Here is a 17,978-nt window from a genome sequence, read left to right as displayed (position 1 = left end):
CCGAAGAAATGAAAGAAAAGCAACCAAGTAGCTAAAAGTTCATTAGGCTTTTTATCAAACTGGTTCTTTTACTTTTTTACTACTCTTGTATAATGAAAGGGAATACAATGTTTTTTATGGAGGGAATCGCATGTTAGGTAAAGCACTAGAAACATTATTTATCAGAGTGTGGGTGGTCATGAAATTAACTTTTTATTTTTGGATCTATACACTGATGGGAGCCATCGTATTAGGGATTGGACCTGCTTATAAAACAGTCAACGAATTGTTTTATCTTTATGGTTTTGAATATAAAGAGATTACGTTTAAGCGAGGGTGGGAAACATTTAAACAAACATTTGTCCGTGGGAATGTGTTGTTTGGTTTATTTTTAGCGGGGACATTTTTGCTTGGCTATAATTTATACTTATCTGTTCAAATTCAAGGCATTCTTTTTTTGATTACTGATTTTATCCTGATTTTTAGTTTACTTTATATTTACTCCACTTATCAGTATAGCTTGATTTTAGATAGTGAATACGAAATTTCGATTCCTAACCTACTTAAGTTAAGTTTTGTTTCAGGCTTTTCCAGTTTTTCGACCTTTTTGAAATTGTTGATTGGCGGAGGCATTATTTTTTGGCTAACTTGGAATTATAAAGGACTGATTCTCTTTGGTGTGATTGGCTTATTGACTGTTTGGAATGGGCTGGTAACCAAACAATGGCGGGAAAAACTGGATATGCAGTTAGAAAGCTATGAATAAATGGCGTATTTTATTTTCACAAGGAACACTTCTGAATCGTCTTTTCCGAAAATATGCGCTCGTCCTGATTTTATTAACAACGGTGGCGACTGCTATCATCAGTGTTCATACGTGGGTACAAACGCAAGAGCAAGCCAAGCGAACGACAAGTGAGGCGTTACAAAGTACCAGTCGTACACTGAACGATAAAACGACACTAAGTAAAATCATTAAAGACCAATTGTTGGGGAACTCTGATAAAATCGAGAATGCGACTACTTATCTGACAAAACCGATCAATGAATATTTGATGTACGCTTATGATCAACAACAAAAAACGACCGATTTTGTCTCTTTTCCTTATCTAATGAGAGATATTTATGTCAGCTATGAGGAAGTCAGCTCCGTCTATGTTGTTTTCAGTCAATTGCCTGAGTATCTGGAATCTTCTAGAGCAAATAAAGGTGGGGTGATTAAAAGTGGTACGCCTAAATTGACAGATGCGTTTTATATCAAAATGTCGATCACGCAAGGTGGAAGCGAAGTCGGGAGCATGTTCGTCGGTTTTGAAAAAGCGGAATTGGATGCGGCATTAAAGAGTTTGAATACCTTTAGCGGCTTATCATTGTATATGATCTCTGGTACCACCAACCGTTTATACACATTCCATGATCAAGGAATGACAAAGGATAAACTAGCAACCCAAGAACAATTGATTACAACCAGCCTTCAAGAAAATTCCACTTTGCCACTGATAAACCTTGAAAAAAATAATTTCATCCAGTACCAACAATTACCCGATGATTACCGGATATTGGCTACTTTAGATCGTTCGATGGTTAGACGAGCGGTTATCCAAGATTTAGCACCATTGATTTTCGGTGTATTTCTATTAGATGTCAGTCTGTTATTCTTTTTATACCAAACCTTCAGGCGCTATTCGCAACAAGTAGATCTCGTGATGGATGCAATGAATGAAACGGCTAAAGGGAATTTGGAGACGCGGATCGATACGACCCAAACGGAATATGAATTAAAAGACCTTTCTATAGGGATCAATGAGATGTTGGATAGCATCAACCAATATGTTGAAGATATCTATAAATTGGAAATCAAACAGCAAGATGCCCACATGCGTGCATTACAAGCACAAATCAACCCTCATTTTCTCTATAACACGTTAGAGTATATTCGGATGTATGCGTTAAGTGAAGGCAGCGAAGAATTGGCAGATGTGGTGTATGCTTTTTCGGCCTTGTTGCGAAACAATACTAATCAAGAAAAGACGATCAGTTTAAAGGAAGAACTGGACTTTTGCGAAAAATATGTCTATTTATATCAGATGCGTTACCCCAACCGGATCGCCTATCATTTTTCCATTGATCCATCATTAGCAAGTATCGAAGTACCGAAGTTTGTGATTCAACCATTGATCGAAAATTATTTTAAACATGGGGTCGATTTTACACGTTTTGATAATGCCTTAAGCGTGAAAGTGTTTCGTGAAGGGCAGCGAGTCCAGATTATTGTGAAGGATAACGGCAAAGGGATCACACCGGAGCGCTTGGCAGAGATCGAATCAAGATTGGCGCATCCTAAAGTCGAATTGTACCAATCGATTGGATTGCAAAATGTGAATGAACGTTTGCGTGCTAGTTTTGGACATAGTTATCAGATGAAGCTAAGTACCAATCAAGAAGGAGGATTGTCTGTCACTATTACATTTAAAGAAAAGGGGTAGGAACATGTACCGAGTGTTATTAGTCGACGATGAATATATGATCTTGGCAGGGTTGCAAAAAATTGTTGATTGGGCAAGTTTGGGATTTCAGGTAGTCGCAACGGCAGAAAACGCGATGCAAGGATTGTCTGTTTTAGAAAATCAATCCATTGATTTAGTTATAACAGATGTCACGATGCCCGAAATGAATGGTTTAGAATTTATCGAGGCGGCTCAAAAGGAACATCATGCGTTTGAATTTATGATTCTTTCTGGTTATCAGGAATTTGATTATTTAAAAAGTGGGATGCAATTAGGGGCCATCAATTACTTGATGAAGCCAGTTAATAAAACCGAACTGATTGCTAGTTTAACCAAAGTGAAGCAGCAATTAGATCATCAAATTGAACAGAAAAACCAGCAAGAAATCTATCAAGAAGTCCTTTTTAGTCAGTGGCTCAATGAAGAATTAGATGAAGTGAGTGAAGAAGAGATTTTAGACAAAATCGGAGGGAAACAACGAAGAGTTTTACTCGCTCAAGTGTCTAGATCCGTCGGGAAATCAGTGAATCAGTGGCTGAAAAACCACCAAGAACTTTTTTATTATCAACGAAACTTTGGAGACATGGAACGCTTTACTTTGTTGCTGGAAGAAGCGTCAGTTTCTGCATTTTGCCGCTTCATTCAAGAGAAGAGTATGGAAGAAAACTGGTTAATCAGTATTGGAGATGAAACAGCAGATCCTGATAAGATCCCTGAGAGTTATCAACATGCCAAAGATAATTTACAACTGCATCAATTCTACGGTGAAAAAGACCAACATATCTTTTTTGCCGAACAAGAAGCAGCAAAAGAACAGGCAATTGATTTTTCTTCGTTTAATCGTGTGTTGAAAAGCGGGCAATTGGCTAGTGCCCAACAAATGATTACTCAATTTTTTGACCAATTCCAAACTGCTGTGATGACACCGGAAGATATCCGTCATTTTAGTTTTTTGTTGTTTATGGATATCCACCGGGAATTGATTCGGCTAGAAGACGATGAATATTTAAAAGGGATTCAACAGATCAATCAAGCAAAAACAGTCCAAGAACTGCATCAACTCTTACTATCTTTGATCAAGGAACAGCAAAAACAAGTCCGATATAGCGAGAATGTCGAACGAGTGATGACGATCTTACACGAACACTACCGAGAACCTTTAACCCTGAAAGAAGTTTCAGAAAGCCTGCATTTGAATGTGATGTATTTGGGGCAATTATTCAAAAAAGAAACGAAAAAAAGTTTTTCAACTTATTTAAATCATCTCAGAATGGAACAAGCGAAATGGTTACTGCTGCATAGCAATCAAAATATCAATGAAATTTCTAGTGAAATCGGCTACAACAACACAACCTATTTTTCAAAGTTGTTCAAAAAAATCGTCGGCAAGTCACCAAAAGAATATCGTGAAAAAAATGGAATGATCGTATAAAATCAGCTACTGTGGTTCAGGGGGAAGTGCTCATCACCCTCATCAAGTAAATCCAAGGTGCCGCATGTCTTGAAGCTTGTTTAAATTAGTATAATTCGGTACAATTTTTCTAGATGATGTCTAGAATTTTGAAAGAAAGCGAGCATGAAACTTTCTTTTTTCTGGTTGGTGAAAAGAGGATGCAGGATGGATTTTTTACGTAAATATGGATTTTATTTTTTATTGTCAGGAGTAGTAAGTGATTTTCTGACACCGTATGTTTTAGGAATTTTTTATCCTAAACTTAATCAAATGACTGCTGTGATCAGTCTTTTTGGGGATGTTGGTAGTCCCGTACGAAAAGCATTTTTGATTTGGTCGGTCATATCTGGCTGCTTGTATGTTTTGGCAATGCCAGCGTTATATCAAGCTTTTGTTTCTACTTCAAAACCACTTGCTCTATTAGTGACAGCTGCCATCGGTCTATATGGTGTTACAGATTGTATTTTTACCGGGTTATTTAGTGTGGACACGAACGAAACTTCTTGGAATTTTTCGACTTGGATCCACAATCTTGGTTCAGGGATTGGGTATGGTGGATTTATTTTGTTCCCTTTATTTGTTTTCTTATTGTATCGCAAAATGGGCGATGCACAATTAACTCAATCGTTTTTTATTTTACTAGTTGTCAGTTTGGTTTTTGCAGGAATTTATGGCGCAGCACGTATTCCCGGATTAAATCAATTGCCGGTTTTGAATCAGTTAGGTTTTTGTCAACGGATCAGTTTTTTCTTTAATTATTTACCAATTGTGTGGTTAAGTATCTTACACATTAGGGCATAGCGGACTGTATCCCTAACTAAATGCTAGAAATTCGTAAAACTGATTGAAACCACAGGATAAATGTGTCAGACTAAACCTTGACCGCACATCGTGATGTGCAAATGTATATCGTAGGGGAGTCTAATGAAAGACATGAGAAATATCAAATTAACGATTGAATATGATGGGAAACGTTACTCAGGCTGGCAACGTCTGGGAGATGACGATAAAACGATCCAAGGCAAAATCGAAGCAATCATCTCACAGATGACTGGAGAAAAAATGGAGATCATTGGATCGGGGCGCACGGATTCTGGGACACATGCCAGAGGACAAGTGGCAAACTTTAAAACGACTTCTCAAATGAGTCGTAATGAAATGCTAACTTTTCTCAATCGCTATCTACCAAGAGATATCGTGATCAAAAAAGTGGAAGAAATGCCTGAACGCTTTCATGCTCGATACAATGCGACAGGGAAAAAATATAGCTATTATGTGTGGAATAATCCCATTCCAACTGTTTTTGAACGAAATCATAGTTTCTATTTTCCGCAAGAACTAGACCTGGAAAAAATGAATGAAGCTTGTCAAAAACTAATGGGAAGTCATGATTTTATCGGTTTTTCTGCCTTGAAAAAATCAAAAAAATCAACAGTTCGTACGATTCGTGAACTCTCAATCGAACAAGAAGGCGGCATGTTGCACTTTACCTTTGTGGGCAATGGCTTTTTGTATAAGATGGTTCGGATCTTGATGGGTACACTCTTGGAAATCGGTACAGGAAAGTTACCTGTTTCGGCGATTGATGATATTTTTGAGAATAAAGTAAGACAACAGGCAGGAGAAACCGTGCCGGCACATGGTTTATTTTTAGACGAAGTGTATTACCAATAAACATTCATATCAAATAGAACAAACTGAGAGAGTCGTTTGATTGCCTGTAGCAGGCAAAAGAATGGCTGTCTCAGTTTTTTTGAGTAGCCTACTCTCTCCCATGACTCCTCTAAGCGGTCTATTCGCAATTTCGCTAGTTTCGTGATACATTCAGGACGAATTTACATATTTGACCAAGAAGTGAGGGGAAAAGTGGTGGAGCAAGAGCTAGCAGAATTATACAATCTCATTTTAAACCCTAATACCCGTGAATGGGAGCGGACATTGTTGATCCAAGCGAAAAACCAAGCAGGGGAAAGAAAACAAAGAAAAGAAATCCTTGAAATGATTGAAGTCTCTTTACGACCACTAGCACTTCGGGGGAATTTGACGCCTGACGTCATGGACTTTTATTTGAAGATCACCCATGATCCGATGGGACAAGTGTCTTACGACTTTGCGAAACACCAGATCACCGATGAACGCTATCAAGAAAAAGCCGTCTTTGCCGGGGGCTGTTTCTGGTGCTTAGTCGAACCGTTTGAAACACGGCAAGGGATTATTTCCGTGTTGTCCGGATATACTGGCGGGGAGGTCGAACATCCTAACTATGACCAAGTTAGCAGTGGCACGACTGGGCATGCGGAAGCAGTGGAGATTATTTTTGATCGGCGAATGATAAACTATGAAGAACTATTAGCGATTTTTTGGCAAGTCACCGATCCAACAGATGCCTTTGGACAGTTTCAGGATCGTGGGAATCAATACCGCTCTATCATTTTTGTAGAAAATGAAGAACAAAAAATACTAGCAGAAAAATCCAAGCAACAAGTGATCGCTTCGCATCAGTTTGCGGAACCAATCGTCACACAGATCAAGCCAGCAACAACCTTTTGGCCTGCTGAAAATTATCATCAACAATTTTACAAAAAACAACAAAAACGTTATAAGAAGATCAAGAAGTCTCATCAACAATTTTTATTTTTTAAGCGGGCAAAGAAAAAATGGTCTGGGGGAGACGAATAAGTAATCGTGTAAGTGGAAGATGTTCTGTAAAAATCAGTCATTCCCTTAAAATTGCTAGATGATTTAATAACGATTAAAATCTAATAATACTTTTAAGTAAGCGCTGTTGATTAAGTGGTACACTTATTTGAGAAACCTCTCTCAAATAAAAGAAAGAAGGTACCTATGATGAAGAAAAGGCGTTTATTGGTTTTTAGTGTTCTTTTTTTATTTTCAGTATTTTCAATATTTTCAACATTTTTTGTGGTCCATACTTATGAAAAATCAGAAAGCACCCAAACAATTATCACTGAAAGCAAACAGCATTTACTAGACAATGTGGTGGCAAAACAATGTAATAATCGAGTAAATTTGTTGGATTCGGGGTCAGGCATTTCTGCTTCTGAAAATAGTAGACCACCAAAAGATTTTATTGATGTTTCCTCACATAATGGTTATTTATCTGTCGAAGCATATGAAACAATGAAAAACTATGGGATCACAGGTGTAGTAGTTAAGTTAACAGAAGGGGATTCTTATAGGAACCCACTGGCCCCTGAACAAGTTGCGAATGCTATCCAGGCGGGGTTGAAAGTGAGTGTCTATCATTATGCTTGGTTTAATTATGCAGAAGACACCGAAAAAGAAGCCTACTATTTATTAGCCTATCTAAAAGAATTAAATTTACCTTATTCTACTGTAGTTGTGAACGATAGTGAAAATCCTCAAATGAATCTAGCAAGAGTGACTGAAAATGCGCAAGTGTTTAGTCAGGCCATTCAAGCAGCTGGTTTTTCCCAGGTGGTTCATTATTCCAATCTTTCATGGTTTACGAATGGAACTTTAGACTTGGATGTCTTAGGAAAAGAGAATTGCTGGGTAGCACAATGGCCTCAGAATCCTTCAGAAAACGAACTTTTACATATAGAAAAAGCTGCTTGGCAATGGGCAAGTGATTTATACTTTCCAGAATTTACCGAAAAACAATTCGATATCAACACCGATTACCTAGGGATATTTACCAAATGATCCATGGTGATGATTGAGGCTAAAGAGGATTTTTGTTAGTAATTCGCCAACGATAAGCGTATAATGCACATAGAACGATAGTTATCAACAACGAAATACACGTACGCATACTAGGAAAAAGAAGTGACGAGTCACATTTTTTGAAAGCGTATACTTGTTTAGGAGGAGAAGAATATATGTATGTAGCAAATCAGCAGCGATATGAAAAAATGACGTATCGAAAAACTGGAAAATCTGGGTTGAGATTGCCTTTGCTGTCTTTAGGATTATGGCAAAACTTTGGTGATTATGATCCTATAAGTAATCAACGGGAAATTTTACGTGGCGCCTTTGATATGGGGATCACACATTTTGATTTAGCCAATAACTATGGTGGTCCAGCAGGAGCAGCAGAGAAAAACTTCGGTCGGATCTTTAAAGAAGATTTTCAAACGTATCGTGATGAAATGATTATTTCAACCAAAGCAGGTTATCACATGTGGGAAGGGCCTTATGGAGAATGGGGTTCCCGTAAATCGATCATTGCTAGTTGTGATCAAAGCCTCAAACGGATGGGGTTAGATTACGTAGATATCTTTTATCATCATCGTCCTGATCCAGATACACCTTTGGAAGAAACGGCAGAAGCGCTTATGCAATTAGTTCGTCAAGGGAAAACACTGTATATTGGGATCTCCAACTACAACGGGGAAGACACGAAGAAAATGTCTGCTATCTTACGTGAAATGAACGCTCCATTTATTATCCACCAAATGCGTTACAATATGTTTTCAAGAGAGTTATTAGAAGAAGATTTAGCACCTGTTTTAGAAGAGACCGGTCTGGGAGCTATTACTTTTAGTCCTTTAGCGCAAGGGTTATTAACTAAACGCTATTTACATGGGATTCCAGAAGATTCTCGAGCCCATCGTAAAGAAATTCCTTTTCTATCAGAAGATCAAGTGACACCTACATTGGGTAAGATCAAGCAATTACAGGATTTAGCTGATTTGCGTGGACAGACGTTAGCACAAATGGCTTTAGCATGGAATCTACGACAAGAGTCAGTGACCAGTGTGCTTGTAGGCGCTAGTCGACTTAGTCAATTAGAAGAAAGTGTTCGGATGATGGATAATCTTTCCTTCTCACCTGAAGAAGAACAGAAAATTGAACAAATCTTAGGACACTAATGAAAGCTGTTTTTTCCTTTTTCTCAGAAAAATAACGTAAAGGAGGAGTTGCCGTGGCTCATCAAGATTACGTTCATCTGAAAACAATTGATACAGATATTCGTTCATTTATTTTACAAAAAAATAAGAAACTGACCATAGAGTCCCAAATCCCTTTTATTACTTTTATGAATTATCATTTTGAGTATATAAAAGAAAAAATCATTCAAGACCAGAATGAAACAAAAAAAATTAATCAAGAAATGCTAGAGCAGTTGAAAAATAAGCAAATCATTAGTCAAAATTTAAATACAACGATTAATCAAAAAGCGACTTTTGGTCAAAAATCAGCAGATGCAATTGCCAAGTTTGGTGGTAGTTGGCCGTTTATCTTTCTATTTGTAGTGATTTTAGGTAGTTGGATCTTGTTGAATACGTTACATTTTTTTGGTCTATCATTTGATCGATATCCGTTCATTCTTTTGAACTTAGTGCTTTCTTGTTTAGCTGCTATCCAAGCACCGATCATTATGATGAGTCAAAACCGACAAGCAGCTAGAGATCGGATAGCAGCCGACCATGATTATCAAACAAACCTAAAAGCTGAGTTAGAAATTAGTTTGTTGCATGAAAAAATCGATTATTTGATGTCACAGCAATGGCAACAAATGCTAGAATTACAACAATTACAAATTGAGTTATTAACCCAATTAAACAAAAAATTTCAAGAAACGACAAAAAGTGAATAGTAGGACAAGCAGATGAAAAATAAGCTGGAATTCGCTCAAAGGAGTCATTTTTGCGAAACTACGGCTTATTTTTTTTGATACCATGAATGAGCTACATAAAGTTATCAGAGAAATGATCAACGTTTGCACACTAATTTTAGTGTGCAAAGAAAAAAGAAGTGTGCATCTATACAGTGTCCTCTTGAAAGCGTTAGCACGACAAGGGATTAAAGCGCTTTAAAAGTTGGCACGGTAATTGCTTTATATAAAAGTGTAAGATACAAGAAAGGGAAGTGTAGAAAATGGAAAAGAAAACAATCATGCTTGTATGCTCAGCTGGAATGAGTACTAGTTTATTAGTAACAAAAATGCAAAAAGCGGCAGAAGAAAAAGGAATCGAGGCTGATATCTTTGCAGTATCTGCTTCAGATGCAGACAATCAATTAGAATCAAAAAATGTAGACGTTTTACTTTTAGGTCCACAAGTACGTTTTATGCAAAATCAATTTGCTGAAAAATTAGCACCAAAAGGAATTCCTTTAGATGTAATCAATATGCAAGATTACGGTATGATGAACGGTGCCAAAGTATTAGAACAAGCAGAATCATTAATCAATAAATAATGGAGGAAACCAACAATGCAAGAGCAAAAAAATCTTGAAGCAATCATGGGTTTGATCATGTTTGGCGGAAATGCAAAAAGCGATGCAATGGAAGCGATTGCTGCAGCGAAAAAAGGAGATTTTGAGTTAGCTGATGCAAAAATCAAAGATGCAGAAGAATCTTTAGTGCAAGCTCATCACTCTCAAACAGAAATGTTAACACAAGAAGCACAAGGTAATCATATGGAAGTGACTTTATTAACGGTTCACAGCCAAGACCATCTGATGACTTCGATTGCATTTACAGATTTAGCAAAAGAAATCATTGATTTATATCGACGTTTAGATGCTTAAAGTAAACTGGTGAAATAGAAAAGAGGAAAGAAACATGGATAAATTTGTTGCATTTATGGAGAAACATTTTATACCTGTGGCATCAAAAATTGGTGCTCAACGTCATTTAGTAGCGATTCGTGATTCATTTATGGTCAGTATGCCTTTGATGATTTTAGGTGCGTTAGCAGTAATGATCAATAACTTGCCTATTCCTGGTTTCCAAGAATTAATGAATAAAATTTTTGGTGGCGAAGCTTGGAAAGGATTTGGCGCAGCTGCTTGGAATGGTACATTTGCGATTCTTTCAGTTTTGATCGCCTTTCTACTTGCGTATCATTTGGCAAATGGTTATCGTAAAGACGGCGTTTCTGCTGGAGTAATTTCTTTAGGTTCATTCTTCGCATTAGGCGGAGCGTTGGGCATGAGCTCAAATGGTTTATTTATTGCAATTATTGTTGGGATTATTTCAACAGAAATCTTTGTTCGTTTAAGTGGAAATGAAAAATTAATCATTAAAATGCCTGATGGCGTGCCACCAGCTGTAGCTAAAGCCTTTGCTTCATTATTACCTGCAATGATCACGATCTCATTCTTTGCTTTGATTGCTGCGATCTTTGCTGCATTTGGTGTAGATGATATCGTAGGCGCGTTTTATACAATTGTCCAAGAACCATTCATGGGACTAGCCAATTCTTATCCTTCAGCTTTGTTGTTAGCATTCATTACACCATTCTTATGGTTCTTTGGATTACACGGAGCAAATATGGTAGACCCTTTGATGCAAACAATCAATGCACCAGCAATCGAAGCGAATGTTAATGCGATTGCTGCTGGTCATAGCGCACCATACATTGTAAACAAACCTTTCTTTGATAGCTTTGTCAACTTAGGTGGTACAGGGGCAACATTAGGTCTGTTACTAGCGATTTATTTAGTGGGACGTAGAAATAAACCTTATATGGTTGTTACGAACTTGTCGATCGCACCAGGTGTTTTCAATATCAATGAACCAACAATGTTTGGTTTACCAATCGTATTGAACCCAATTATGTTTATTCCGTTTATTTTAACCCCAATGGTTTTAGTATCTGTTGCTTATTTTGCTACTGCTACCGGACTAGTTCCAGCTGCAACGGTGATGCCACCATGGGTAACACCACCAGTAATCGGTGGGGTATTAGCAACAAAAAGTATCGCTGGCGGTGTCTTAGCTGCTATCAACTTAATCTTATCTGTCTTGATTTACCTACCATTTGTGAAAGTAGCGACAGTTCAAGAAAAAAGAAAAGAAGCATTAAACGGCTAAAAGCACATAAAGGAAAGAAACAGCACATACAATCAAAAGTAGCTATTCTTTAGTGAAAAGATCTTGTTTCGTTTAATGAGCGATCAAAAAAACCAGTTGTCTGACAGAGGTCATGACAACTGTTTTTTTTTGGATAAATGGCTCAAGGATTGCTTTCTTTTTTATTAGCGAAAAAGAAGGATAAAAGGAGGTTTTTTTGGAGTTTAAAAAAAACCATTTCGATAACAAGCGTGCTATAATAGTGCAAATGTATAGGGGAGTGAAAGGACGAAATGAAAGGTTATGAGTTGGTTAAGATCAGAGAAAGACCTGAATGGTTGGAACAGGCAGCGCAATGGTTTACGTCAAAATGGCATCTTCCGCTTTCCTTTTACCAAGAGAGCATGGAAGATTCTCTTCAATCATCTAACGCTGTTCCTCAATGGTATATAGTCGTGACGTCAGAACAAAAAATTATCGCTGGAGCAGGGGTCATCGCGAATGATTTTCATGATCGCCCAGATTTGACTCCGAATGTTTGTGCGTTGTTTGTTGAAAAAGAGTATCGTAATCAAGGAATTGCCAAAGAGATTTTATCATTTATTCGAGAGGATATGGGAGCGCTTGGGATTTCGCAGCTCTATGTAGCGACTGACCATACAGGTTTTTATGAAAGATATGAGTGGGAATATCTGACGACGGTACAAGATAATGAAGGTATCCCGGTTTATTTATATCAACTAGCGATTTTTACAACGTGATCGGAGTTGATTACTCAAAAGGGTTCTTTATCTGATCAGTAATCTTTTGTTTCTGGTGAGCAATGCCAAGAAAAATCGGAAATTGTTTCTTGATGCTATTTTTGTTGGTATATTGGTTATTCGAGTATTATTAGTGGACGGTCCCATTTTTTAGCTTCAAAAAAATTCCAGGAGCAATAGAAAGTTCTATCAGTCCTGGAATTTAGAATGGTTGATTTGTTGGAAAAGCATGAATGAGCTCGCTGTCCTAAATAGGCGTTCCGTCTTTTTACCGAAAAATTAGGAAGCTTTCTTATTCATTCTTTTTTTCGCTCTTTTTTTGTTTTTTTTTCTCGTCATAGATGAAGACATTACGTACTATTTTCAAAATAGGTCGTGCAGTCAAAAAGATCGCTCCTACTAGATAACAATAGGTACTATAACGGTCTGGAATATCTGTTAACAACGCTACGCTTCCAAAAATATAAAAAATCCCTGTTAATAAATCAACTGCAAGAGACAATAATGTATAGCGGTTCTGGAAATAAAGACGAAAACGTTGTCCAGCAATTTCGATATCTTCTTCTTTCCCAATATCTATTTCATGGCTTTTTCGTTTTATTTCTGGCATCTCTCACTCACCTATCTGTGAACAAAGCTAAGGTTTCAAAACAACTTTGATATTTTTATCTTCTTTTTTGTCAAAAATCTCGTATGCTCGGGCAGCATCAGCTAAAGGCATCGCATGTGTGATGATTTGGGTTGGATCGAACAGACCCGCAGCAATCATCTCGTAAATTTTAGGCATCAAATGAACGATCGGTGCCTGACCATGCTTCACTGTGATATCTCTCATGAAAAATTCTTGTAGTGGGTACGAAGAAGCCGGGGTCATATAAACACCAGTGATTTGTACGGTTCCAAATTTTTTGACAGCTTGCGCAGCCATTTGGATCGGTGAAATCGTCCCGCTTTGCAAACTAACGAGATTCTTAGCTTTTTCTTTCACTGGTTCCAATCCATCCATCCCTACACAATCAATGATGACATCAGCGCCACCTTTTGCTAATTCGTAAAGTTCTTTCCCAGCAGACTGAGTATCTTCTAACAAATAAGTTTCTACATGATTGTAACGAGCGGCTTTATCAATACGATGTTGGACCGGATCGACAGCAATCACTCGCTCTGCTCCTGCCATAGCGGCAAATTTTTGTGCAAACAATCCAACTGGTCCTGACCCTAAGACCACTACAGTGTCGCCTTTTTTTACGTTGGCATTTTGAACGCTCCAATAAGCAGTTGGAAGGATATCAGATAAGAAAAGGACTTTTTCGTCTGCAAGATCATTGTCAGGTACGATAAACGAAGTGCTATCAGCAAACGGTACCCGAAGATACTCAGCTTGACCACCCCAATGATTCCCATTTAAACGGCCAAAGCCAAATAAACCACCATAAAGTTGATCTGGATTTGAGCGATCACATTGACTTTCCATCTCATGGGTACAGAAATGACAATGCCCACAACTAATATTAAAAGGAATAACGACCCGCTGTCCCTTTTTTAGTTTTTTTACTGCAGGACCTACTTCTTCAACAATCCCCATTGGTTCATGACCAACGACATATCCTTTTTCTAAGACAGCCTCCCCATGATGATAGAGGTGAAGATCCGATCCGCAAATCGCAGTAGCGGTAATTCGAATAATAGCATCTGTCGGTTCCACGATTTTTGGATCATCTACGTTTCTGATTTCCATTTTTTGGTTTCCTTGCCAGGTAACAGCTTTCATGAAATAAAACTCCTTTCTTCAAACCCTATAACATGTCATTTTTTGAACGAACAGCTAATTTCATTCTAAAGGAGGAGCTGGCTTTTGAGTAGTGAAACGCTTTTAGTAAAGGGAAAATCACTTTAAAATAACTAGTGTATTATTTGGTTTACATTGAGAAGCTCTATAGTTAGAAGTATAATTAAAGTATGTTGATTTCTTAGGTTAAGTAAATAACAGATTAAAAAATAGATCAAAAGGGAGGTTATTTGTGATAAAAGAAAAAAAGGGAGAACAAATCAGAAAACTGATGGTCACATTTGCTTGTTCAGTGACTTTGTTTGTGATTATTTCCGTAGGAATCATTCAAGTGACGTTTTTTGATCAGGCGTATTTACTCGGTCAAATCGAAAAAACAAAGTATAGCGAATTGATCCTCGCAGAAGCTGCTCAGAATTTTCGGAAAGAAAACACAGAAGAAAGTGAATTTTCAGAGGTCGTTGCAACGGCACTTTCACCAAGTTTTGTCGAAGAAGCCCTTCGACCATTTATCCAACATACATATGAAGAAACAAATTATGAGCTAAGAGACAGCAATGAGGTGAGTGAGAAAATTGCTCAGGCTGTGGCTACAATTGCAACAAAAAAACAACTGACTATCGATAAAGAGGAAAAAAATAAAATCGAGACAATGATCTTTATTTACATGTATCACTTCCAAAGTGCGTTAGGTGATCGATACTTGACTATTTTTATCGAAAACATCGTGTCTGCTCGAAAAATAGTGGTACCTCTTTTTTACATCTGTCTGGGTCTATTGGTTTTTTGGCTAGTCTATTTATATCGGTTAATTAACAAAACACCCTTTTCTTTCCCGCGTTACGGTATGTTTATTTTGGGAACGACTGGAAGTATGTTTTGCGTTTTAGCAGGATTGCTTTATATACAAGACGTTTTACATAATATAGCTTTTCATTCACAAGCGACTTTGCAATTAATGACACATTACGTGCAAGATCTACTGATGTATCCAGCGATTATTGGGGGCATTCTTTTGTTTTGTGCTGTATTATTCGGTGGGGGAAGTAAGCTTCTGCAGAAACGGCAAAGTAAAAAGTGGCTGAAAACTGGAAGCAGTACCTTAAAAAAAGCCTAAGATAATAGCTAAATAAAAATCATTCGTTGAATGATGACATACTAAAAAACGACTGTCACTCCCGTTACTAGGAAGTGACAGTCATTTTTTGTTGCGGTTGTTCCTTGTTGATAGCTTGTTGCATCGATCATTCAAACATTTTCTTAGCAGCACGCATCAATGTAGGAATATCTTTGTCATATCTTGGAGTTTTAACAAGACGTGACATTGGAATACCAGCAAAATGGAAAGCAGCGATCTCGCCAGAGCGTACGGCACTTTGTTCCGTAAAGATCATTTGATAAGGTTGTTCGACAAACTCTCCAGTAAATGCCAAGTTCGTTGAGTGTTGAGGAATCACTTTTGGTCGGTCGCTTTTTGCTCGATTATTAAATAATGCAGAAGCATAAGGCATATACACAGGAATATTATTCACAACGCTATCAAAAATCTCGGTTTCCTTCGTTCGAATATTTTCAGGACCAGGATCGACTTTCGAAAGTTGTCCGATCAATTCTTCTAACATTTCTTTCCCAGTCATCTTGATATATTGCTTATCCACAAATTCTCCACGACGTCGAGGGTATAAGAAATATCCCCAAATGACGGTTTCGTTTGGTTTTTGTGAAGTAAAATGTGGTTGGTGATGAACGACGATCGACATATTGACATCTTTTTGTCCGAGTGGCGTGATTGGTGTAGTGGAGATAAATGAATTCAATGCATTACCAGGGACTTGTGTCGTGATCCGAGTAATTTCATTTAAAAGCAAATGATCCTTAGTTGTTAAAGTGAAACTAACCCATTCGCTGGCATCACGATCGGCAAAAAATTTGTCAGGGTTACCTAAATTATAGAAACGTTCACTGGCTTTCTTCCACAAGCTAGAAGCAGCACCATAATCCATATTTTCAACAGCTGGTGTATCGTAGTCACCTAGTGTAGCCGAATCAGTAATTGATCCGTTAGTGAAAAGCACACCTGTATCACCATCAACCACGACGTGTTCTTCCTCATTGGTTAACGTGTTGATCATTTTTAAGCCAGTCACTGTAATTTCATCTTGCATCGGAGTTTCTTTGAATTCCCAATCGACTACGCGGCGGTTCAAAATGATTTGACATCCTTGGTCTTTTAAATAATTGATCAATGGCAACATGATACTTTCATACTGATTGTAGCGAGTTCGGTTTACTCCTACCAAATGTTCGATTTGTGTAAATTCATAAATCATTTGATGCATATAGCGACGAAGTTCTTGGGCAGAACTACGAGTACGAAAAGCAAAAGTTGTTTCCCACATAAACCAAAAGTTTGTCTCAAAGAAGTGAGGATCATCTTTGAAGTATTCTTCAATTGTGACATTATCTAATTTTTCTTCTTCTGAATCAGGCATGGCGATCAGCTTAGTCAATAACAAACGATCTTTATTGTTAAATCCTAGTTTGCCTCCGTCAATAATTCCTTTGCCGCCTTCCATCAAACGTGCTTTATCAAATGTTCGGTGTTTTGCATCAAAATCTCTAGTATCTTCAGCCGCAGTCATTCCTGGTTCGGTGACAGAGGGGATTCGGCTTAAGAGATCCATCAAATCCACGTATGTTCGATAATTGAGCATACGTCCACCACGGGCGATATAGCCCTTTTTGTTTTCTAAGGGATGATTTTTATTCCAATATTCATCGACAACGGTATCCGTTGGGGCACCATCATTGGAGCCATGGTCATCTAAAGAATAAAACGTAATCTGATCACCACGCCAGTTTCCTTCTTGAATCAAATAAACAGCAGCTGCCATATTGGCGATTCCAGCGCCAATCATTATTGCTTTACTTTTTCTCATTGTGATTCCTCCAGTATTTTACAAGTGAACAGTCTGACGATTCGTTTCTTTGACTAGATCGATTCAAATTCATCATACAAATGACGATCATCTTCTAACAAGCCTGTCTTTTTACCAAGATAAACAGCACCCAATGTTAATATGCCTAGTCCAATACCTAGTTTGATCCATTTTTTACTCATAAGATGTTCCTCCTTTGTTTTTTCTCTCGTCCTTCTATGTAAAAGGATAGAACCTTTCATTCTAATTGCCAAATGATAGGGTAACCAAATATCCAAACTTTGGACAGATTGAACAGAGTGTCTAATTTTGAGCAAAAGTAAGTCAATGGAATCGAAAAGTTGGTCAGCTGAAAAAATGGAAAGCTTGGGAGGAAAATCAAGATTGGCAGAAAGTCTGGAAAGAATGGTTTGCCAGATAGCAATGAAAGGATATGTAAGAAATTTTCGTTATTTTATATCTGATGAATCATTAGGTAATTAGAATTATTTTTTAAAAAAAGTTTCATTAGATTTGATTTTAAAATCAAAATTCTAAATAAAATGCTTTCAAAAATAAAAATCGCATAAAAATTTTGTGTTATAGTAAAACTGTTAAAAATCCTATATATAACAAAAAAAGGCAAAATAAAAAAGCACCGAGACAGTGCTTGCTTTAAAAGCTGATAACGGACAATGCCTTATTTTAACTCGCTATGTTGATTTGAATGCTACCAACAAATTGATTATAGCATAATACCAAAGAGTTACAAGTGGAAAAAGAAA

Annotated in this window: 18 protein-coding genes; 14 read left to right on the top strand and 4 right to left on the bottom strand. The window is 37.5% G+C overall.

Features of this window, described 5'->3' with window-relative positions; all coding sequences use genetic code 11:
- Positions 1–130 precede the first annotated feature (130 nt).
- The 13 genes from AB3I12_RS09640 to AB3I12_RS09580 all read left to right on the top strand — a co-directional run bounded on the left by AB3I12_RS09640 (position 131) and on the right by AB3I12_RS09580 (position 12,486).
- Entirely contained in the window at positions 131–745 is a 615-nt protein-coding gene (locus AB3I12_RS09640; RefSeq protein ID WP_010721012.1) for a YesL family protein, read from the top strand.
- A complete protein-coding gene (locus AB3I12_RS09635) occupies positions 738–2,465 on the top strand; it encodes a sensor histidine kinase (RefSeq protein ID WP_063627614.1) in 1,728 nt (575 codons plus the stop codon). Before AB3I12_RS09640 ends, AB3I12_RS09635 begins: the two co-directional genes overlap by 8 nt.
- A gap of 4 nt (positions 2,466–2,469) precedes the next feature.
- Positions 2,470–3,918 (top strand): response regulator transcription factor, encoded by a 1,449-nt coding sequence (locus AB3I12_RS09630; RefSeq protein ID WP_063627613.1) that lies wholly within the window; start codon positions 2,470–2,472, stop codon positions 3,916–3,918.
- A 186-nt stretch (positions 3,919–4,104) separates the two neighbouring features.
- Positions 4,105–4,740, top strand: a complete 636-nt coding sequence (locus AB3I12_RS09625; RefSeq protein ID WP_063627612.1) for a DUF998 domain-containing protein — start codon at positions 4,105–4,107, stop codon at positions 4,738–4,740.
- A gap of 132 nt (positions 4,741–4,872) precedes the next feature.
- Complete coding sequence (truA, locus tag AB3I12_RS09620) at positions 4,873–5,613, top strand: tRNA pseudouridine(38-40) synthase TruA (protein WP_063627734.1); 741 nt, start codon at positions 4,873–4,875, stop codon at positions 5,611–5,613.
- Positions 5,614–5,808: 195 nt separating this feature from the next.
- On the top strand, positions 5,809–6,618 hold the full coding sequence (msrA, locus tag AB3I12_RS09615) for a peptide-methionine (S)-S-oxide reductase MsrA (RefSeq protein WP_196763503.1): 810 nt from the start codon (positions 5,809–5,811) through the stop codon (positions 6,616–6,618).
- Between the two features lie 168 nt (positions 6,619–6,786).
- Positions 6,787–7,626, top strand: a complete 840-nt coding sequence (locus tag AB3I12_RS09610; protein WP_081248846.1) for a GH25 family lysozyme — start codon at positions 6,787–6,789, stop codon at positions 7,624–7,626.
- Between the two features lie 176 nt (positions 7,627–7,802).
- A complete protein-coding gene (locus AB3I12_RS09605) occupies positions 7,803–8,795 on the top strand; it encodes an aldo/keto reductase (protein WP_010721005.1) in 993 nt (330 codons plus the stop codon).
- A gap of 53 nt (positions 8,796–8,848) precedes the next feature.
- Complete coding sequence (locus AB3I12_RS09600) at positions 8,849–9,523, top strand: DUF1003 domain-containing protein (RefSeq protein WP_034700483.1); 675 nt, start codon at positions 8,849–8,851, stop codon at positions 9,521–9,523.
- A gap of 281 nt (positions 9,524–9,804) precedes the next feature.
- The gene (locus AB3I12_RS09595) at positions 9,805–10,125 is read left to right on the top strand and encodes a PTS sugar transporter subunit IIB (RefSeq protein WP_010721003.1); all 321 of its coding nucleotides are present in this window, start codon (positions 9,805–9,807) and stop codon (positions 10,123–10,125) included.
- A 15-nt stretch (positions 10,126–10,140) separates the two neighbouring features.
- Entirely contained in the window at positions 10,141–10,458 is a 318-nt protein-coding gene (locus AB3I12_RS09590; RefSeq protein WP_010721002.1) for a PTS lactose/cellobiose transporter subunit IIA, read from the top strand.
- 34 nt (positions 10,459–10,492) lie between these two features.
- Positions 10,493–11,746, top strand: coding sequence for a PTS sugar transporter subunit IIC (locus AB3I12_RS09585; RefSeq protein ID WP_010721001.1), 1,254 nt, complete (start codon positions 10,493–10,495; stop codon positions 11,744–11,746).
- 272 nt (positions 11,747–12,018) lie between these two features.
- Positions 12,019–12,486: a GNAT family N-acetyltransferase gene (locus AB3I12_RS09580; protein ID WP_010721000.1), complete on the top strand. Its 468-nt coding sequence runs from the start codon at positions 12,019–12,021 to the stop codon at positions 12,484–12,486.
- A gap of 292 nt (positions 12,487–12,778) precedes the next feature.
- On the opposite strand, the gene AB3I12_RS09575 is transcribed toward AB3I12_RS09580, so the two are convergent.
- A complete protein-coding gene (locus AB3I12_RS09575) occupies positions 12,779–13,096 on the bottom strand; it encodes a YrhK family protein (RefSeq protein WP_010720999.1) in 318 nt (105 codons plus the stop codon).
- 27 nt (positions 13,097–13,123) lie between these two features.
- Positions 13,124–14,257: an alcohol dehydrogenase catalytic domain-containing protein gene (locus AB3I12_RS09570; RefSeq protein ID WP_010737002.1), complete on the bottom strand. Its 1,134-nt coding sequence runs from the start codon at positions 14,255–14,257 to the stop codon at positions 13,124–13,126.
- A gap of 250 nt (positions 14,258–14,507) precedes the next feature.
- On the opposite strand from AB3I12_RS09570, the gene AB3I12_RS09565 reads away from it, so the two are divergent.
- Complete coding sequence (locus tag AB3I12_RS09565) at positions 14,508–15,392, top strand: hypothetical protein (RefSeq protein WP_231105520.1); 885 nt, start codon at positions 14,508–14,510, stop codon at positions 15,390–15,392.
- A 127-nt stretch (positions 15,393–15,519) separates the two neighbouring features.
- Here the strand turns inward: AB3I12_RS09565 and AB3I12_RS09560 are convergent, their stop codons facing one another.
- Together AB3I12_RS09560 and AB3I12_RS09555 are read right to left on the bottom strand one after the other, a co-directional pair.
- Entirely contained in the window at positions 15,520–17,214 is a 1,695-nt protein-coding gene (locus AB3I12_RS09560; protein ID WP_010720996.1) for an oleate hydratase, read from the bottom strand.
- Positions 17,215–17,267: 53 nt separating this feature from the next.
- Positions 17,268–17,396 (bottom strand): hypothetical protein, encoded by a 129-nt coding sequence (locus tag AB3I12_RS09555; protein WP_010720995.1) that lies wholly within the window; start codon positions 17,394–17,396, stop codon positions 17,268–17,270.
- Between the last annotated feature and the right edge of the window lie 582 nt (positions 17,397–17,978).

Source organism: Enterococcus sp. C65, from assembly GCF_040887165.1.
In the GTDB taxonomy this organism is placed as follows: Bacteria; Bacillota; Bacilli; order Lactobacillales; family Enterococcaceae; genus Enterococcus_B; species Enterococcus_B hirae.
The sequence above is the reverse complement of the archived record's forward strand: the minus strand, read 5'-3'. Positions and strand labels throughout refer to the sequence as shown.